13 protein-coding genes are annotated in these 16774 nt (G+C 68.4%); 10 read left to right on the plus strand and 3 right to left on the minus strand.

Annotated elements, in window-relative coordinates:
* Positions 1 to 280: 280 nt before the first annotated feature.
* The gene (locus D9T14_RS05475; protein ID WP_197720598.1) at positions 281 to 628 is read right to left on the minus strand and encodes an immunity protein Imm33 domain-containing protein; all 348 of its coding nucleotides are present in this window, start codon (positions 626 to 628) and stop codon (positions 281 to 283) included.
* A 428-nt stretch (positions 629 to 1056) separates the two neighbouring features.
* On the opposite strand from D9T14_RS05475, the gene D9T14_RS05480 reads away from it, so the two are divergent.
* The 4 genes from D9T14_RS05480 (at position 1057) to D9T14_RS05495 (ending at position 7041) form a co-directional block, all read left to right on the plus strand.
* Positions 1057 to 2655, plus strand: coding sequence for an alpha/beta hydrolase (locus D9T14_RS05480; RefSeq protein ID WP_170175770.1), 1599 nt, complete (start codon positions 1057 to 1059; stop codon positions 2653 to 2655).
* Between the two features lie 195 nt (positions 2656 to 2850).
* On the plus strand, positions 2851 to 3486 hold the full coding sequence (locus D9T14_RS05485) for a class E sortase (protein ID WP_119161290.1): 636 nt from the start codon (positions 2851 to 2853) through the stop codon (positions 3484 to 3486).
* A gap of 388 nt (positions 3487 to 3874) precedes the next feature.
* Positions 3875 to 5074 carry a M48 family metallopeptidase gene (locus D9T14_RS05490; protein ID WP_119161291.1) on the plus strand — a complete coding sequence of 400 codons (1200 nt, stop codon included), beginning with the start codon at positions 3875 to 3877 and terminating at the stop codon, positions 5072 to 5074.
* 152 nt (positions 5075 to 5226) lie between these two features.
* Positions 5227 to 7041, plus strand: coding sequence for a glycerophosphodiester phosphodiesterase family protein (locus D9T14_RS05495; RefSeq protein WP_121592099.1), 1815 nt, complete (start codon positions 5227 to 5229; stop codon positions 7039 to 7041).
* A gap of 127 nt (positions 7042 to 7168) precedes the next feature.
* On the opposite strand, the gene D9T14_RS05500 is transcribed toward D9T14_RS05495, so the two are convergent.
* Together D9T14_RS05500 and D9T14_RS05505 are read right to left on the minus strand one after the other, a co-directional pair.
* Complete coding sequence (locus tag D9T14_RS05500) at positions 7169 to 7771, minus strand: class I SAM-dependent methyltransferase (RefSeq protein WP_119161293.1); 603 nt, start codon at positions 7769 to 7771, stop codon at positions 7169 to 7171.
* Positions 7764 to 8459: a hypothetical protein gene (locus D9T14_RS05505; protein ID WP_197720596.1), complete on the minus strand. Its 696-nt coding sequence runs from the start codon at positions 8457 to 8459 to the stop codon at positions 7764 to 7766. Before D9T14_RS05505 ends, D9T14_RS05500 begins: the two co-directional genes overlap by 8 nt.
* Positions 8460 to 8489: 30 nt before the next feature.
* On the opposite strand from D9T14_RS05505, the gene D9T14_RS05515 reads away from it, so the two are divergent.
* From D9T14_RS05515 to D9T14_RS05540, 6 genes are all read left to right on the plus strand, one after another.
* The gene (locus tag D9T14_RS05515; protein WP_119161295.1) at positions 8490 to 9071 is read left to right on the plus strand and encodes a TetR/AcrR family transcriptional regulator; all 582 of its coding nucleotides are present in this window, start codon (positions 8490 to 8492) and stop codon (positions 9069 to 9071) included.
* Between the two features lie 187 nt (positions 9072 to 9258).
* Positions 9259 to 10581 (plus strand): SWIM zinc finger family protein, encoded by a 1323-nt coding sequence (locus D9T14_RS05520; RefSeq protein WP_119161296.1) that lies wholly within the window; start codon positions 9259 to 9261, stop codon positions 10579 to 10581.
* The gene (locus tag D9T14_RS05525; protein WP_119161297.1) at positions 10578 to 12041 is read left to right on the plus strand and encodes a DUF5691 domain-containing protein; all 1464 of its coding nucleotides are present in this window, start codon (positions 10578 to 10580) and stop codon (positions 12039 to 12041) included. The genes D9T14_RS05520 and D9T14_RS05525 overlap by 4 nt, the downstream gene beginning before the upstream one ends.
* Positions 12038 to 13129 (plus strand): ATP-binding protein, encoded by a 1092-nt coding sequence (locus D9T14_RS05530; RefSeq protein WP_119161298.1) that lies wholly within the window; start codon positions 12038 to 12040, stop codon positions 13127 to 13129. Before D9T14_RS05525 ends, D9T14_RS05530 begins: the two co-directional genes overlap by 4 nt.
* Complete coding sequence (locus D9T14_RS05535) at positions 13126 to 15444, plus strand: DUF5682 family protein (protein WP_119161299.1); 2319 nt, start codon at positions 13126 to 13128, stop codon at positions 15442 to 15444. Before D9T14_RS05530 ends, D9T14_RS05535 begins: the two co-directional genes overlap by 4 nt.
* Positions 15441 to 16661: a VWA domain-containing protein gene (locus D9T14_RS05540; protein WP_119161300.1), complete on the plus strand. Its 1221-nt coding sequence runs from the start codon at positions 15441 to 15443 to the stop codon at positions 16659 to 16661. The genes D9T14_RS05535 and D9T14_RS05540 overlap by 4 nt, the downstream gene beginning before the upstream one ends.
* The last annotated feature ends 113 nt before the right edge of the window (positions 16662 to 16774 follow it).

A 16774-nucleotide genomic window follows, 5' to 3' on the forward strand; every position in this document is an offset into this window, starting at 1 on the left:
AGCCATCGCAAACCTTAAAACCTGGCACACCCCCAAAACCGGTTACAGGCGCCCCATCAACACCCTCCCAGACACCATCACAGCAATACTCGGAATCATCTTCACCTACACCCTATGAATAAGCCTCAATTATCCACCAAAACAAACAACTGCCCAGCATCCTCTATCTTTTCAACCTGCTGCACCGCTGCGGGAGTATCTTCTGAATGAAGAAGTTTTCCTACCCACTGAACCATTTGACTTAAAACCTGTCCGCACTCCCCGTTTGTCCGATGGTCATTCAAGCCTTCTTGTCTCCCAAGATCTCATCAATAGTTACATCTTGCTCAGAAACTAAATCATAGAAGCCAACATGTACATCTTCTTCATACAGCCAGCATAGATCCGTCCCATAAGGCGCATCGACAATTTGAAACATGACAGGAGCAATTTTTTGAATACTGGTTGCGCCTAGAATGCTAAAGTTCTTAGGATCGCTAGCATAGTCATCGTCATCTTCAATGGATAAAAGCGTCCAGCCATTCAACTGTACTATAGAAGACTTTTCTCGAAAACTGTATCTGATTGGCTTACCAGCCAAAATATTATTAGACACTATAAACCCGCCAAAATCATCATTATTTACCATTTTCAAACTCCTTTATGATATCTAAAACATCGTTTCGCCACTGAGATTCATTAATGCAATCAAGACAAGAGCTGCCTTGATTGTTTGAAATTATAGTCAGAGCCATTCTGCGGACGGCCCGTCGCACAACCCGCCCGGGCCCAGCCCCGGGGTGGCCCGCCACCCGGGATCGAAGAACCGAGAGCGCGGGTCGGTTCGGGGTGCGTCCCCGCGGGTGGATACGTCCGGCCGGCCCCTGAGCCAGGACATCCTTGGACGGCACGCCTCGCGGATGAACGCGTCGGTTACCCTCACCTAGTCTTGGCTGCCGTCAAACGCGCGTCCACCCGCGGGCTGACGGGTCCCACCCGGGGCGGAGATTTGTGCGGGCCGCAATTCGTTCAGCCGGGGGAACAGATATGAGGTGCGACAAACCTAGGCTTCTCTGTATGCGAATCGGTTTCAAGAACGGCAGGGCGTGGCTATTGCCCCTGACCTCCGTCCTGGTGGCCGGTGTCATGATCTCCGGCTGCGCGCAGGGCTCCATCGAGCCCGTCGCCATATCCCCCTCCGCGGCCCCCGTGCCGAAAGGACTTGAGGACTTCTACCTGCAGAAGGTGTCCTGGCAGACCTGCGAGGACGACAAGGACTACCAGTGCGCGACGGTTCAGGCCCCTCTCGACTACGACGATCCGGCGGGCAGACGCATCGACTTGGCGCTCAAGAAGCTCCCCGCGAGTTCCGGCAAGCCCATCGGTTCCCTGCTGGTCAACCCCGGCGGCCCCGGTGGTAGCGGGGTGGAGTACATCAGTGAGAAGGAGGCTTTCACCAAGAATCTGCGAAGGTCGTACGACATCATCGGTTTTGACCCCCGGGGTGTCGGCAAGTCCACCCCGCTGACCTGCCTGAGTCCTCGGAAGATCACCGAGGTGACCGAGGCAGTGAAGAAGGGGGAGAATCCCCAGGGTGCGGAGGGATCGGCGGAGTCGGAGGAGGACTCGGCTCAGGGCGCTGCCGCCTCGGCCGGCGAGCTGGTCACGGCGTGTGAGCAGAACTCGGCGCAGGGTCTGCTCGACCACATGGGCACCGCGTCGGTGGCCAAGGACATGGACATGCTGCGCGCCCTCGCCGGGGACTCGAAACTGCACTACTTCGGCGCCTCGTATGGCACCTACCTCGGTGCGAGGTACGCGGAGATCTTCCCCGGCAACGTCGGACGCATGGTGCTCGACAGTGCCCAGGACCCCTCCCTTCAGCATGCCCAGCTGAGCATAGACCAGGCGGCTGCGCTGGAACGGGCCCTCGGTGCCTACATCGAGTCCTGTCAGGCGGGCTTCGGCTGCCCATTGACTGGAGACTTCGAGGAGGGCAGGGCCAAACTCAAGGAGTTAATCGACAGGGCTGATGCCGAGCCGATTCCGGTTGGAGAGTCCGGGGAGGTCCTCAGTGGACAGGACATGGTCACCGGTATCGGAAATCTGCTCTACGACGACCGGGCCTGGCCGGAACTGAATGAGGCATTGAGTAAGGCCATGACAGACAATGACGCCACGGCACTCAACGATCTGATCAACCCGAAGGACCCCGACGAGAGCCCCGAAGAGGCTGCCAGGAAGTTGGCCAACCAGGCCGCCGAGCGGGCGGTCGACTGCCAGGACTACCCGGTCAAGGGTGATCATGCCACCTGGGAGGCAGAGGCCGCCAGGATCAAGGAGATCGCACCGATCATGGGTGCTGGACTCGCCTATCAGGACGCTTTCTGCCAGGGATGGGGGCACCACAGCGGTCACGAGCCCGCAGAGCTCTCGTTGACCGGAACGGCGCCGATCCTCGTCCTCGGTGTTACCGGTGACCCGGCCACCCCGTACGAGTGGGCCCAGCGCTTGGCCTCCCAGTTGGAGTCCGGCCGCCTGGTGACCGTGACGGGCAACGGGCACGGCGCCTACCAGCGGCTGGGCGACTGCGTCAACGACACGGTGGACACCTATCTGCTGCGCGGCGAACTGCCCGGCGAGGACCTCACCTGTGAGGGCGAACTCCAGAAGTGAGTGCTCAATGACTGGTTTCCTGGAGCAGCCTGAGCGCGCCCGTGACGCGGCTGGTCATGCATCACGACAGGACCGGCCGTGTCTCCTCCCCCTCGGGGCAGAGCCTGCTGCGAGTTCTGATGCGGCGGGCCAGTTCTGTGGCGAGCGAAACCGCGGGGAGCAGCCGGTCCGGGCGCAGGCCTTAAGGTGGTTGTCATGGTCGAACATGCGCAGGAGGCTCGCTCGCGAGCGTTCACCGTGGTCGTCGGCGTCCTCGTACTGGCCGTCGTGGTCGTCGCCGCATGTGTCGCCTGGGTCGGCTGGGGTTCTGCTGCCTGGGCGAGATCGCACCAGGCGGATGCACTGGCCGGCTACCGCTCAGACTGCACGGGGCGGGAATTCGAGACGGCAGAAGACGGCGCAGTCATCGGCTCGCTGGCCATCGCGTCACTGGGCGTCGAGGCGCCCATCCGCAAGGGTACCGATGGCGTCTCGCTGCGCGGCGGGGTCGGCTGGTACCCGGCGAGCGCAGAACCCGGGCAGGTGGGCAACTTTGCCGTGGCCGGCTACCGCGTCGGCTACGGAAAGCCATTCGCCGGACTGCTCGACCTCGATGAGGGCGCCGAGATCACGGTGCAGGTCTGCAGGGACACCTACACCTACGTCGTCGACGTGGCCCCGCGCGATCTCACGGTCGACTCCAGCGACAGCTGGGTGCTTGACTCGGTGCCGGGGCGCCCCGAGCAGCTGCCGGGGGAGGTCATCATGACACTGACCGCCAACCAGGACCTGCTGCCCACCGGCGACCGCTCGGTCGGGTTCGCCCGTCTGCGCATCGCGACAGAACGCTGACACGGCGAAAATGATAGGACAGCAGTCACTGCTTTCTTCGGAGCGCTGCGCTGACAGTGCACGGATGATCCTTTGAGGGATGGCGGGACGGCTGTTGTTTTGTTCACATCGGATCGGTGGAGAAGTGAGATCCATGATCCGCGGTGAGGTTTCGGTGTGCTGCTCGGCCATTGGGTGTTCACCATGGGGTTCATTCATGACGCCGAATGGATGTCATCGGACAAGGGGCATCGTTTCTGGTGGAGGTTCCTGTGAATAAGCTCCCAGGATGATCGCTGTCTGCAAGGATGGTTGGTTGCCTGTTTTCGATCAGTCGGGTCGTGTCACATCCTCGTCGTATGAATTGTATCTATTGGTTTTTTTCTGATTACTTATTACCATGTCATCCATGAATTCTTCTGCTTCATTTCCTTCACCTCCGCAAGAAGCTGAATCCCCGGGTTCCGGGCGTCCTCATGTACTTGAGGGAGCGACCGTTCACGGGGTGGGTGGCATCCGACACCTGCGGCACTGGGTTGAGCTTCCTCTGCTCTGGGCCTGTGCGGCCCTGACGGTCGTCGCGTATGGCCTGTGGATCGCTTTCCTCGCATGGCTCGCCATCGACCAGGAGCCGACCGGGTTCGCTGCCACCTTGCGGAACTTCGTCACCGACTCATGGGGGCATTTTCTCCTACTCATTCCACTGCTCCCATTTATTGTCTGGATAGCCCGTGCCATGGCCTATGCGGACATGCGCGCGAGCGCCGTCCAGATGAGTCCCACGCAGTTCCCGGAGGGTTATCGTATGGTGGTCGAGGCTGCCGAACATTTCGGTATGCGCAGGGTCCCTGACGCTTACGTGGTCTTCGGCGGCGGGTCGGTCAATGCTTTCGCTACCGGACACGGGTACCGTCGGTTCATTGCGGTCAATTCAGACCTATTCGAGATCGGTGGGGCGGCCCGTGATCCCGAGGCCCTGCGCTTCGTCATCTCTCACGAGATCGGCCATCTGGCGGCTGGGCATTCTTCCTACTGGCGTCAGTTAGCAACCTTGTTGACGACCAGTGTTCCCATCCTCGGCCCTGCGTTGGTGCGAGCACAGGAGTACACGGCCGACAACCATGGCTTCGACGTCGCTCCCAACGGCAGCGCGGGTGCTATGGGTCTGCTGACCGGCGGCAAGTACTTGGGTGCCCAGGTCAACCTCCATGCCCTCGCCGACAGGGCGACCCGGGAAACCGGTCTCTGGTTGCACATCGCGGCGTGGAAGGCCTCTCACCCAGTCAACACGTGGCGGGCGCATGCACTGCGCGACCGTAGCCGGCCCGGGCGTATCATGATCAAACCGCCCGCATCGACGGCGTGGTACCCGCCGGTCAGCCCGCTCGGATCCGAGCGCAGTGCATCATGGCCGACACCGACACAGATGCTGGCCCACCTGAACGCCTCAACCTGTAGGGTTGAGGGGATCGAGGAGCAGTTCGGTCGCTATCCGGGTGTCGACTACAAGGTCGAACGTGACGTCGTGCGTCTGGCGGACCCGACACCGGTCCCGGTTCCATCGAGTGGCAATCCGGCTGATCGCCCCGATGGCGAGAAGGGGCCGTGAGCGACGGGGGCAATGGCATTGCCGATTGAGGAAGGATTGCTGCGGTGGGATGACGAGTCCGGCGTGATCCCACCGCACCGGCTGTATCCGCCGTGCCGGCTGCCGAGGACACGCGTTGTGTTTCGTGCACTGTGGTGAAGGGCGAATCAGGCATGACGATGCTGGAGCAGCTGGGGGCGACCCTCAGGGGCAAGGACCTGTCGCTGTTCGGCTACCGAGACGACATCCCCACGATCCTGCTGTACCAGGGGGTCTCGAAGGCCGTGCTGGCGGCTGCCATGATCGGCTACCGGCAGCTCGCCGGGCTGCTGCTCTGGAACCTCGGCAGGCCCGCCTTCACCAGCGGAGACCTGCCCTATCTCATGCGTTCATGGCAGGGCTGGCTGCTGATCCTCCTCGGGATCGGGGCTCTCGTCATCTACACGGTGTTCGACATCAACGCCCTGATCCTCATCAGCGAGCGGATCCTGCACCGTGAGAAACTGCAGATGTTCATCACCTTGAAGAAGGCCTTCGGCCGGCTCAGGCACTTCAAGAGTCTGCCGGGTGCGCTGGTGATCGGTTACGTGTCCCTGCTCGCGCCGCTCGTGGGAACGACATTCGGTATCTCGCTCACGGCGAATTTCGTCATCCCCGAGTTCATCACCTCGGTCATCGACGCGCACATCATCTCCAAGATCGCCTACCGCGCGTTCCTCGCGGTGCTCGTCGTGGTCGGCCTGATCCACCTCTTCACCTTCCACTACGCGATCCTCGGGGACATGGATGTGCGTGCCGCGATGAAGAAGGCGCGGCGCACGATGCGATCGCACTGGAAGGATTTCTTCGCCCGCTATCTCACATTCCTCGGGTTCGGTCTCCTGCTGGGCGCCGGCCTGGTGGTCGTCGGCTATGCGCTCCCAGTGCTCATCCTGCGTGTCCTCCCGGTGGGCCGGTTCGCCTACCACGTCGGCATCATCTTCTTCACGGTTCTGCTCGTGGTCGTCATGGCCGTCTTCGGCCTGCTGTTCCTCACCTTCAGCATGATGAAGCTGACTCACCTCCACGAGAGTTACGCGACAGACGAACCCCCGTCCTACGCCGCCGGGGCCGGCAGGAGAAGACACGTCGTTCTTCCCGGGGCGATCTGTGCCGCTCTCATCGTCGTCCTCCTCGTCGGACTCGGCACAGCGGATGACTTCGACACGAACTACCCGGCCGTGGGGGATGTCGCCGTGATCGCCCACCGCGGTGGTGGGACGCTTGCCCACGAGAACACGATCCGGTCCCTGGAGGCCGCGATCGAGAAGAACGCCACCGCCTCCGAGATCGACGCGCAGCGGACGGCGGACGGGCATTACATCATCAACCACGACGCCGACTTCAAGCGCTGCTGCGGCGTGCAGCGGGCGCCCGAGACCATGACGCTCGCAGAGGTCAGGGAGCTTCGAGTCGCCGATGCCCAGAACCCCCTGGCCGAGAAGACGGGCGTCGCCACCCTGGAGGAGATGCTCGATGCCGCCAAGGGCAGGATCAAGCTCTACATCGAGCTGAAGGGGAGGACCGCCGACCACCAGATGGTCGAGGACATCCACCGGATGATGGTGGAGCGGGACATGCTCGACGAGTGCATGCTCATCTCGCTGGACTACGCATTGGTGGACCACATCGAGACGACCCACCCCGAGGTGGAGACGGGATACCTGTGCTACTTCTCCTTCGGCGGCATCGAGGGCCTCAACTGCGACGTCCTCTTGCTGGAGGCGGAGACCGCCACGGCGAGCAATGTGATGAAGATCCACGCTGCGGGCAAGAAGGTCGACGTGTGGACGGTGAACACCGTGAGCGCCATGACCGAGTTCATGACCAGCGATGTGGACGGGATCATCACCGATGAAGTGGCGCAGACCGGTGTCGTGCGGCAGCTGCTCACGGAGCGAAGCGACGAGGCGAGAGTGCTGCGGCGGATTCTCCAGCTGGCGCGGTGAGAGGCTCCGCGAGGATGCCCGCGGCGCCCGGTTCGGCCGCCGGCTCACCGGTCGAACGACGACGGGTCCGGCGGCCCCGACGGGCGGGGCCGGGACGGCTCGGCGCGATGGGTGCGTCCGGGTGCCGTCAGCCGGACGGTTTGGTCCAGCACAGCAGATAGCGGTAGTACAGGCCCCGCCTGATTCGTGCGCCGGGCAGGAGTTGCCCGGCCATCCGGCGGATCTCGCGCAGATCCTCGCGCGGCTCGGCGACCGGCACGCCGATGTCGCGGGTCTCGCGGTGCGCGAGTGATCCGATTCTCGCGGCGGGCAGCGTCAGGGCGCTGAACGCCCAGTCCGCCGGGCTGTGATTCGCCGCCAGGCCGACCACCAGCAGGTCTCCGCCGGGCCTGAGCAGCCGCGCAGCGCGGGTCAGTGCCCGCCGGGGCTCCATGTGGTGCAGGCTCGCGACGAAGGTGACGAGGTCGTATCCCTCCTCGCCCAGAGTGGCCTGCTCGAACCGCCCTGGGACGAGGCGCGCGGATGGTGTTCCGGCAAGGCGTACCCGGGCCCTCTCAAGGGCCTCGGCGTCCGGTTCGACACCGGTGACGGTCGACGCCAAGGGCGCCAGCCGCTGCAGCAGCAGCCCCTCGCCGCAGCCGACGTCGAGGACGTCGCGGTGTCCCCGCCGTTCGACGGTGCGGAGGATCCGCCGGTGGTAAGCGGTGTTGTGATTCCAGTAGTCAGCCATGGTCCTCCTCATGTCGCACTGCTCCCGCCGCCATGGGCGACGGCCAGTGCCCGGTCGCTGAACCCAGCCGCTGGTCGGCGTCCTCCCCTCCGGCCTCATCGGCTCGCCCGGCGCCGGCCGTCCGACGGTGCTGTCGAGGCGTCCGCGGGGCGCGTCGCTTCCAGTAGCCCACCAGGGCAACCGTCAGCGCGACGGGCCAGATGAGCATGGGGGCGTAGGCGAGCGCCAGGACGGCGATGGCGCCGGGACTCATGCCATCGGTGGGCGTCAGCCCCTCGGCGATCCCCAACCACCTGCTGGCGAACCTGGCCGCCGTGCCACCGATGATCACATACAGCAGCGCGTCGCCCAGCCCGCCGACGACGACGTGCAGCGGCCGGGGGATCACGCGTCCACCGAGTCCCGGCACCCACCGCGGCACCCGTTCGCCCCACGAATGGCACAGGCCCAGGCACAGTGCCGCGGCGCCGAGCTGAATCGCCTCCAGCCTCAGCACGTAGGCAGTTCCGGCACCGCCGTCGCGGTAGAACTGCGCATACATGAACCCGGTGTCGACGCCGACGAGCATCGCCAGGCGCCATGTCGCCGAGGGCAGCACCGAGCAGAAGGCGGCCCAGCAGGCGATCTTGGCCCAGCGCTGCGGCCTGCGGCCGATGGTCGCTGCATGCGAAACAGTTTTAGAATTCATGTTCAAAATTGTCCCTGTACACTTCGGTCCGTGGCAAGGCCGGTGAAGTTCAGCGCCGGCGACATCCTCGATGCCGCCGCCCGAGTCGTTCTCGCACACTCAGGCAGCCCGACGGTTGCGGAGATCGCCCGCGAGGTCGGGGCGCCCGTCGGCTCGGTCTACTACCGCTTCGCCTCGCGGGACGAGCTGCTCGTCAGCCTGTGGCTGCTTTCCGTGCGCGACTTCCAGCGGGGCTTCATGGCGGCCTGCTGCCGGGAGCCCGCCGAGGACGCCGTCGTGGCGGCGGCGCGGCACATCCCGGTCTACTGCCGCGAGCATCCGGCCGAGGCGCGTGCCATGACGCTCTACCGGCAGACAGAACTGGTCCGTACCGCTCCCGAGTCCCTGCGAGACGAGGTGGCGACCGTCAACGATCAGGTCAACGCCCTCTCGCTCGAACTGACACGCAGGCGCTACGGAGTCGCCGATGAGCGGCGGACCACGCTGATCGCCACGGCCACCAGACAGTGCCCCTATGGGCTCGTGCGTCCTCACCTCGGCGGGCCGATCCCCGACTGGATCGATGACGCCACCGCCGCCTGCGCCCGAGCCATCACGGCACTGGGCGACTGACGCGAAGAGCATCGTGAAGGTGCATCAGGGCCCTCCGCGGTGGGTGAACGGCACGGCGGCGGCCGACGACGATTGGTGCACGCTCCAGTCACCTGGGCGGCGCGACGGCTGTTCTGAGGGCCATTTCGCCGCGGGACGCTGCTGAACAGACCGATTCGTGTCCGAGGGCTCCGTTAGGGTGGCACCCATGAGCACCCCCGCCATCGAACGATGGACGACCGAGCGCATCGACGCGCAGGCGCCCGACTCCCAGACGGCCAGGGCGGGTCTCAAACTGGCCGTGCCGGATCGGTGGGCCGGGCTCGGTGTCTCCGATGCCCTGCTGTGGGGCCTGTGCCAGGGATCGGGCAAGAAGCCCTACCAGGTGTGCGTCGACCTGTCGGGCCCCGCCTACAAGTGCTCCTGCCCGAGCCGAAAGTTCCCCTGCAAGCACGCCGTCGCCCTGCTCCACCTGTGGAGCCAGGGCGAGGTCGAACCGGCCGAGCCCGCCGATTTCGCCGAGGAGTGGCGGCGGCGCCGGGCCGACCGTGCCGCGAAGGCGGCCGCCAGGGCCCCCAGGAGCGAACGCTCCGCCGAGCAGAGGGCCGACGCCGAGGCGCGGGCCGCCCGCCGCGAGCAGCGCATCACCGATGGGCTCGCCGATCTCGACCGCTGGCTCGGCGACCAGCTGCACGAGGGGCTGGCCAGGGCCGGCGGGCGTCGTGGTGATGAGCTGCGCGACATGACCGCCCGGATGGTCGACGCCCAGGCCCCGGGCATGGCGGCCCGGCTCACCGCGCTCGCCTGCATCGGCGACGCCACCCCCGGCTGGCCCGCCGCCGCCGTCGAGGGGTTCGGCATGATGCGGCTGCTGATCCGGGCCTGGCAGCGCCGCGACGAACTACCCGAGGACGTCGCGGCCACCGTCCGCTCCCACCTCGGCGTCTCGGTGCGCGTCGAGGACGTCTTCGCGGGCCCCGGCGTCGAGGACACCTGGGCCGTCCTGGGCACGCGCGAGAGCCGCGAGGGTCGGGTCGTCGCGCGCCGCGTGTGGCTGCTCGGCCGGCGGACCGGCCGCTGGGCGCTTCAGCTGTCCTTCGCGGCGAATCGCGTGGCGCTTCCGGCCGAGCTGTTCCCCGGCCAGCAGGTGGACGCCAGCGCTCACCCCTACCCGGGCCGCGGCCAGCTGCGCTGCGCCCTCGCGGCACAGCGCGAGCCCCAGCCGCTGTTCTGGCAGCCCCAGCCGGTCGGCACAGCCGCGGCGCGCACGGCGTGGCGGGACGCGGTGGCCCTCGACCCGTGGATCGAGAACCTTCCGGTGCTCGTCGCCGGGCGGCTGGCCGTCGACGACTCGGGCGGCTACGCCCTGAGCGACGGCGACGGGGCGCTGCCGCTCGTCGGCGGCCTCGTGAGCCTGCGCGGGCTCGCCCTGGCGGCGGGCCGCGACGAACTCGTCGCGTTCGGCGAGTTGTCCACCGAGGGGCTGCAGCCCCTGAGCGTCCTCGACGGAGAGCAGGTGAGGCCGCTGTGAGCGGATTCAGCGAACTGGTGCGGTGCGCGACGGTGGGGCTGAGCACCCGTCCCTTCACCGCCGACGGCCTCGAACCCGAGGTGCGGTCGGCCCTGGCCGAGGGTTCAGCCACGGCCGCAGACCTGGCACTCGACGCCGCGGCCGCCTACGCGGTCGCGCACCGCGCCCGGATCGGCTCCCCGCAGACCCGGACGCTCCATCTCCCGCCCCGCACCCGCGAACCCGTGCCGCCGCGCTTGGAGGCGATGCTCCGCCGCATGTTCGAAGACCTGGCCCAGCGCCCGCTGTTCTACGAGGCCATGAGCCTCGTCGGCGCCCGGGGCTGGACCCTGCCGCCCGATCTGTTGCTGCGCGTACTCGACTTCATACCCGGGACCCGCCACGCCCACGAGGTCATGGACGACAGAGCCCGAGCCCTGCTCGACACCGACACCCCCGGCCGGGGCGAGGACCCGCGGCGAGGCCGTGCGCTGTGGGACGAGGGCACCTCCCACCAGCGGGCCAACTACCTCGAACAGGTGCGGCGCGACGATCCCGCGGCCGCCTGGACCCTGCTCGACGACGGCACCTGGCTGAGCGAGGAACCGAAGATGCGCTCCTGGATCGTGAGCAGGGTGGAGATCGGGCTCGGCCCCGACGACGAACCCCACCTCGAAGCCCTCCTCGACGACAAGCACGCGGCCGTCCGGGCGGCCGCGGCCCGTCTCCTGGGCTCGATCGAGGGCTCGAGGACGGTCCGGCAGGCCGAGGAACTCGTCAGGACCCACCTGGCGGTCAGGGCGGGCCCGCCCGGGCCCCCGGTGATCGACTGCACGCCGATCGAGCCGACCGACGAGCTCATCCGCGACGGCTACGACTGGGAGCACGTCGGCACGCCGATGCCGGTCACGCGGCTGCAGCTGGCGGTGAGCCGGGTGCCGTCCCGCCGCCTGCCGGGGCTCATCGGCCTGTCCACCACCGACCTCGCGTCCGCCCGGGTGCTCCTCGAGGGTGCCGACATCAGCGAGGCGTTCCGGGACACGCTCAAGGGCTCGGCCCGAAAACACCATGACACGGAACTGGCCGAGGCCCTTCTCAGGGCCCGGCCAGAGCCCAGCAGACTCCTCGACGTCCTCGACGCGAGCCGGCGTGAACAGCTCATCCTGGAACTGTTCGACACGCCCACCCTGGTCGAGTTCGGCGAGCGCTTCTGGCCACGGCCACTGTCCCGGGCGATGCTGCACCGGCTCGCCGAGGCCATCGCCTGGTGCATTGCCCGCCGGGGACTGTCGATCGAGCTGTCCGAGCTGTGCACGGTCATGGCACGGGGCGCCCCGGCGGAGCTGATGCCCGAGGCGCTGTCCCTGCTCGAGGCCGTCCCAGTCACGACCAAGCAGGACGCCCGAAGCGTCGAGCAGGCGCTGAGCCATCTGCGCGGACGCCAGGAACTCACCCGGATCATCGACGAGGAGACCCCATGAACGCCCAGACCACCCTGCTGCGCCCCCACGCCGAGCAGCGCTACGCCGGCGAGCTGGCCGCCCTGGCCGCCGTGGACGACCGGCCGAGACCCGCCAACTGGCGGCTCTCGCCCTGGGCCGTCGTCACCTACCTCATGGGCGGCACGCTGGGCAACGGCACCGTCATCACACCCAAGTACGTCGGCAACCGGCGGCTCGCCGAGATCGCCGTCGCCACCCTGGCCACCGACCGCGCCCTGCTGCTCCTCGGCGTGCCCGGCACCGCCAAGTCGTGGATGAGTGAACACCTCGCCGCCGCCATCAGCGGCACGTCCACGCTGCTCGTCCAGGGCACCGCCGGCACCGCCGAGGAGGCCGTCCGCTACGGCTGGAACTACGCCCGGCTCATCGCCGAGGGCCCCTCGCAGGCCGCACTCGTGCCCTCGCCCGTCATGGAGGCCATGGGCTCGGGCCGCATCGCCCGAGTCGAGGAACTCACCCGCATGCCCTCCGACGTCCAGGACGCCCTCATCACCGTGCTCAGCGAGAAGACCCTGCCCGTGCCCGAGCTCGGCAGCGAGGTGCAGGCCCGCGGCGGCTTCAACCTCATCGCCACAGCCAACGACCGCGACCGGGGCGTCAACGACCTGTCCTCGGCCCTGCGCCGCCGCTTCAACACGGTGGTGCTCCCGCTGCCGGCCTCCGCCGAGGAGGAGGTGACGATCGTCACCCGCCGCGTCCGGGACCTCGGCTCGGCCCTCCAGCTGCCGCCCGCCGACCAGGCGGTCGACGAGATCCGCCGCGTCGTCACCGTGTTCCGCGAACTGCGCCAGGGCGCCACCGAGGACGGGGCGACGAGCCTCAAGAGCCCCTCGGGCACGCTGTCCACCGCCGAGGCCATCTCGGTGGTGACGAACGGGCTGGCCATGAGCGCCCACTTCGGCGACGGCGTGCTGCGCCCCAGGGACGTGGCCGCCGGCATCCTCGGCGCCGTCGTCTCCGACCCGGTGTCGGACCGGGCCGTCTGGACCGAGTACCTCGAGACCGTGGTGCGCGAGCGCCCCGACTGGGCCGACTTCTACCGCGCCTGCCGCGAGGTGGACGAGTGAGCAGCGCCGGGGCCGCGGCGCCCCCGCCGGTACGGGTCTTCGGGGTGCGCCACCACGGCCCCGGGTCCGCCCGCGCCCTCGCGGCCGCGCTCGACGCCTACGCCCCGGACTGCGTGCTCATCGAGGGGCCCGCCGACGCGGACAAGCTCATCGAGTGGGTCGCCGACCCCGCCATGAGGCCGCCCGTGGCGCTGCTGGCCTGGCAGACCGACCGCCCCGCCAACGCCGCGTTCTGGCCGATGGCCGTGTTCTCGCCGGAGTGGCAGGCGCTGGGCTGGGCCGCCCGCAACGGCGCCGAGACCCACTTCATGGACCTGCCCGCCGCCATGACACTCGCCGCCACCGGCCGGCAGGACCCGGACGAACCCGGCGCCGACGACACGCAGGGCCAGGACCCGTCGGGCGGGGAGCCCCCCGAGGCCGACGCCGACCGGCACACCGGCGACCCCGAAGGACTGGCCGGGGAGGCGCCCGTGGAGGACCCACGGGCCGGCCGGCGCACCGACCCCATCGCGGAACTGGCGCGGATCGCCGGCTACGACGACCCGGAGGCCTGGTGGGAGGACGCGGTGGAACTGCGCAGCACGGGGGATCCCTTCGACGAGCTCACCGAGGCCATCGGTCTGCTGCGCGAGGCCACGCCCGAGACCGATCCGCGCACCCTGCGCCGCGAGGCCCACATGCGCAAGGTGCTCAGGGCCGCCAGGCGGCGCGGCCACGAACGGGTCGCCGTGGTCTGCGGGGCCTGGCACGCACCGGCCCTGGCCGGCCCGGCGCCCACGCTCAAGGCCGACAACGCCCTGCTCAAGGGCCTCCCCAAGGTGAAGACCGCCCTCACCTGGGTGCCCTGGACCCACGGCCGGCTCGCCGCCGTCAGCGGCTACGGGGCCGGCATCGACTCCCCCGGCTGGTACCACCACCTGTTCACCGCGCCCGACGAACCCGTCGCGCGCTGGTTCACCCTCGTCGCCCGGTCGATGCGCGAACACGACCTGCCCGTCTCCTCCGCCCACGTCATCGAGGCCGCCCGCCTCGCCGACGCCCTCGCCGCGCTGCGCGGGCGCCCCCAGCCCGGGCTCGACGAGGTGAACGAGGCCACCTGGTCGGTGCTGTGCGCAGGCAGCAGCGTCCAGGCCGATCTCGTGACCCGCGAGGTGGTCGTCGGCCAGGCGCTCGGCGAGGTGCCACCGGGCGTGCCCATGGTGCCCCTCGACGCCGACCTGCGGGCCACCGCCCGCAGCCTGCGCCTGACCATGAGCGCCACGGAGCGGACCATCACCCTCGACCTGCGCAAGCCGAACGACCTGGCGAAGTCCCGGCTGCTGCGCCGACTCGCCATCCTCGGCATCGACTGGGGCAAGCAGGGCACCGCACGCGGCACCGGCACCTTCAAGGAGGCCTGGCAGCTGCAGTGGGACCCCGAGTTCTCCGTGGCCGTCATCGAGGCAGCCGCCTTCGGCAACACGGTGGCCGCCGCGGCGGGCAATGCGCTGCTGGCCCGGACCTCGACACTGCCCGAGGTGACCGCCGCCGTCGAACAGGGCCTGCTCGCCGACCTCGGCGAGGTGCTGCCCCAACTACTGGGAACCCTCGACAAGCGGGCCGCCGGAGAACCGGACGTCCTGCACCTGCTGCAGTCGATCCCCGCCCTGGCCAGGAGCATGCGCTACGGCGACGTGCGCGGCACCGACACGCAGGCGCTGGGCACCGTCGCGCAGAGCGTCCTGGCGCGCGCCTGCGCCGGCCTGCCCGCCGCCGCCTCCGGCACGAGCGAGGACGCCGCCGCCGCGCTGCGCCGGGCCATCGACGACGTCCAAGGCGTCGTCGCCCTGCTCGACGAGCGGTCCGGCGCGCTGTGGCAGGACACGCTGCGGTCCCTGCTGGCGTCCCGGACCCTGCCCGGCCTGTTGTCTGGACGCATCGTGCGTCTCCTGCTCGACGCCGGTGAACTCGACGCCGACGAGGCGGCCCGTCGCCTGGGCAGGGCACTGTCGCCCGGGGCCGAACCGGAGCGCCAGGCCCACTGGATCGAGGGCTTCCTCGCCGGCAGCGCCCTGCTCCTGCTCGAGGACCGCCAGCTCCTCGCCGTCATCGACGCATGGGCCGCCGGCATCCCCGACGAGGCCTTCCGCCGCGTCCTGCCGGCACTGCGGCGGGCCTTCGGCACATGGTCCACCGCTGAACGCCGGATGCTGGCCGGTCGGGTGGCGCACCTGGGCGATCCGCAGACGCACGCCGCCGAGGCGGCAGAGGACCTGCTGCACGCGGGCCCGGTCCTGGAAACGGTCGGCGCGATCCTGGGAGGCGGACGATGAGCACGGCACCTGCGGCGGGAGACCAGCAGATCGGTCCCGGAACGATCAGCGCCGAGCAGCGTTGGCGGCTCATGCTCGGCACGGACAGCACCGGCGGGGCCAGGAGGCACGAGGTGCTGACCGTAGAGCAGCGCGCCATGGACCGCGCGCTGGCACGGCTCTACGACGTCGGGGACGAGGATGGGCAGGCCGGCCGGAGAAGAGCCGGGCGCGGCGGGCTGGAGTCCGCCATGCCGTCCGTGGCGGCCTGGCTGGGTGACATCCGGCGCTACTTCCCCAACCGGGTGGTGCAGGTCATGCAGAACGACGCCATCGAGCGATTCGGCCTGGCGGCGATGCTGGCCCAGCCCGAGATCCTCGAGAACCTCGAACCCGACGTCCACCTGGTGGCCACCCTCGCCCGGTTGTCGTCGGTGATCCCCGAGGAGTCGAAGCAGACGGCCCGCCAGGTGGTGAGCACGGTGGCCGAGCAGGTGGCAGAACGCATCGCCAACCGGATGCGCCAGTCGGTGCGCGGCGCACTCGACCGGGCCAGCCGCACCGCGCGGCCGCGCCCGAGCGACATCGACTGGGGCCGTACCATTGCCGCGAACCTCAAGAACTACCTGCCAGAGCAGCGCACCATCGTGCCGGAACGGCTCGTCGGCTACGGGCGCAGGCACCGCGGCGTCCAGCGCGAGTTCGTCATCTGCCTCGACCAGTCCGGGTCGATGGCCACCTCGGTGGTCTACGCCTCGATCATGGCGGGCGTCATGGCCTCGATCAGCGCGCTGCGCACGCACCTGGTGGCCTACAGCACTGACATCGCCGACCTCACCTCACAGCTCAGCGACCCCGTCGACGTGATCTTCGGCGCCCAGCTCGGCGGCGGTACCGACACCGCCCCGGCCCTCGAGTACTGCCGGCGCTCCATTACCAGGGGTTCCGACGCCGTCGTCATCCTCATCAGCGATCTGTACGATGCCCGGCCCGAACGCATGATCGACCAGGCGCAGCGGATCCGGGCCGACGGCGCCACGATGATCGCGCTGCTGGCGCTGAGCGACGACGGCGTCCCCTCCTACAACCGGTCGGTGGCCGCCGAGCTGGCGGGGCTCGGCGTACCCGCCTTCGGCTGCACGCCCGACGCCTTCCCAGAGCTCATCGCGGCAGCCATCGAGGGCGAGGACCTCGGCCACTGGGCCGAGCAGCGATCCGCCGACGAGGCCGGGGCATGAGCAGCCCGGGCGTGCGCGTCATGTGGCCCCGATGCGCGTGCCGCGTCGCCGGGCCGGGACTCATGGTCGTAGTCTTGTCCGGCGGGTTCATGACGGGAGTTGCGCATGTGTGC

This window comes from Propionibacterium australiense (assembly GCF_003666605.1).
Lineage (GTDB): Bacteria > Actinomycetota > Actinomycetes > Propionibacteriales > Propionibacteriaceae > Propionibacterium > Propionibacterium australiense.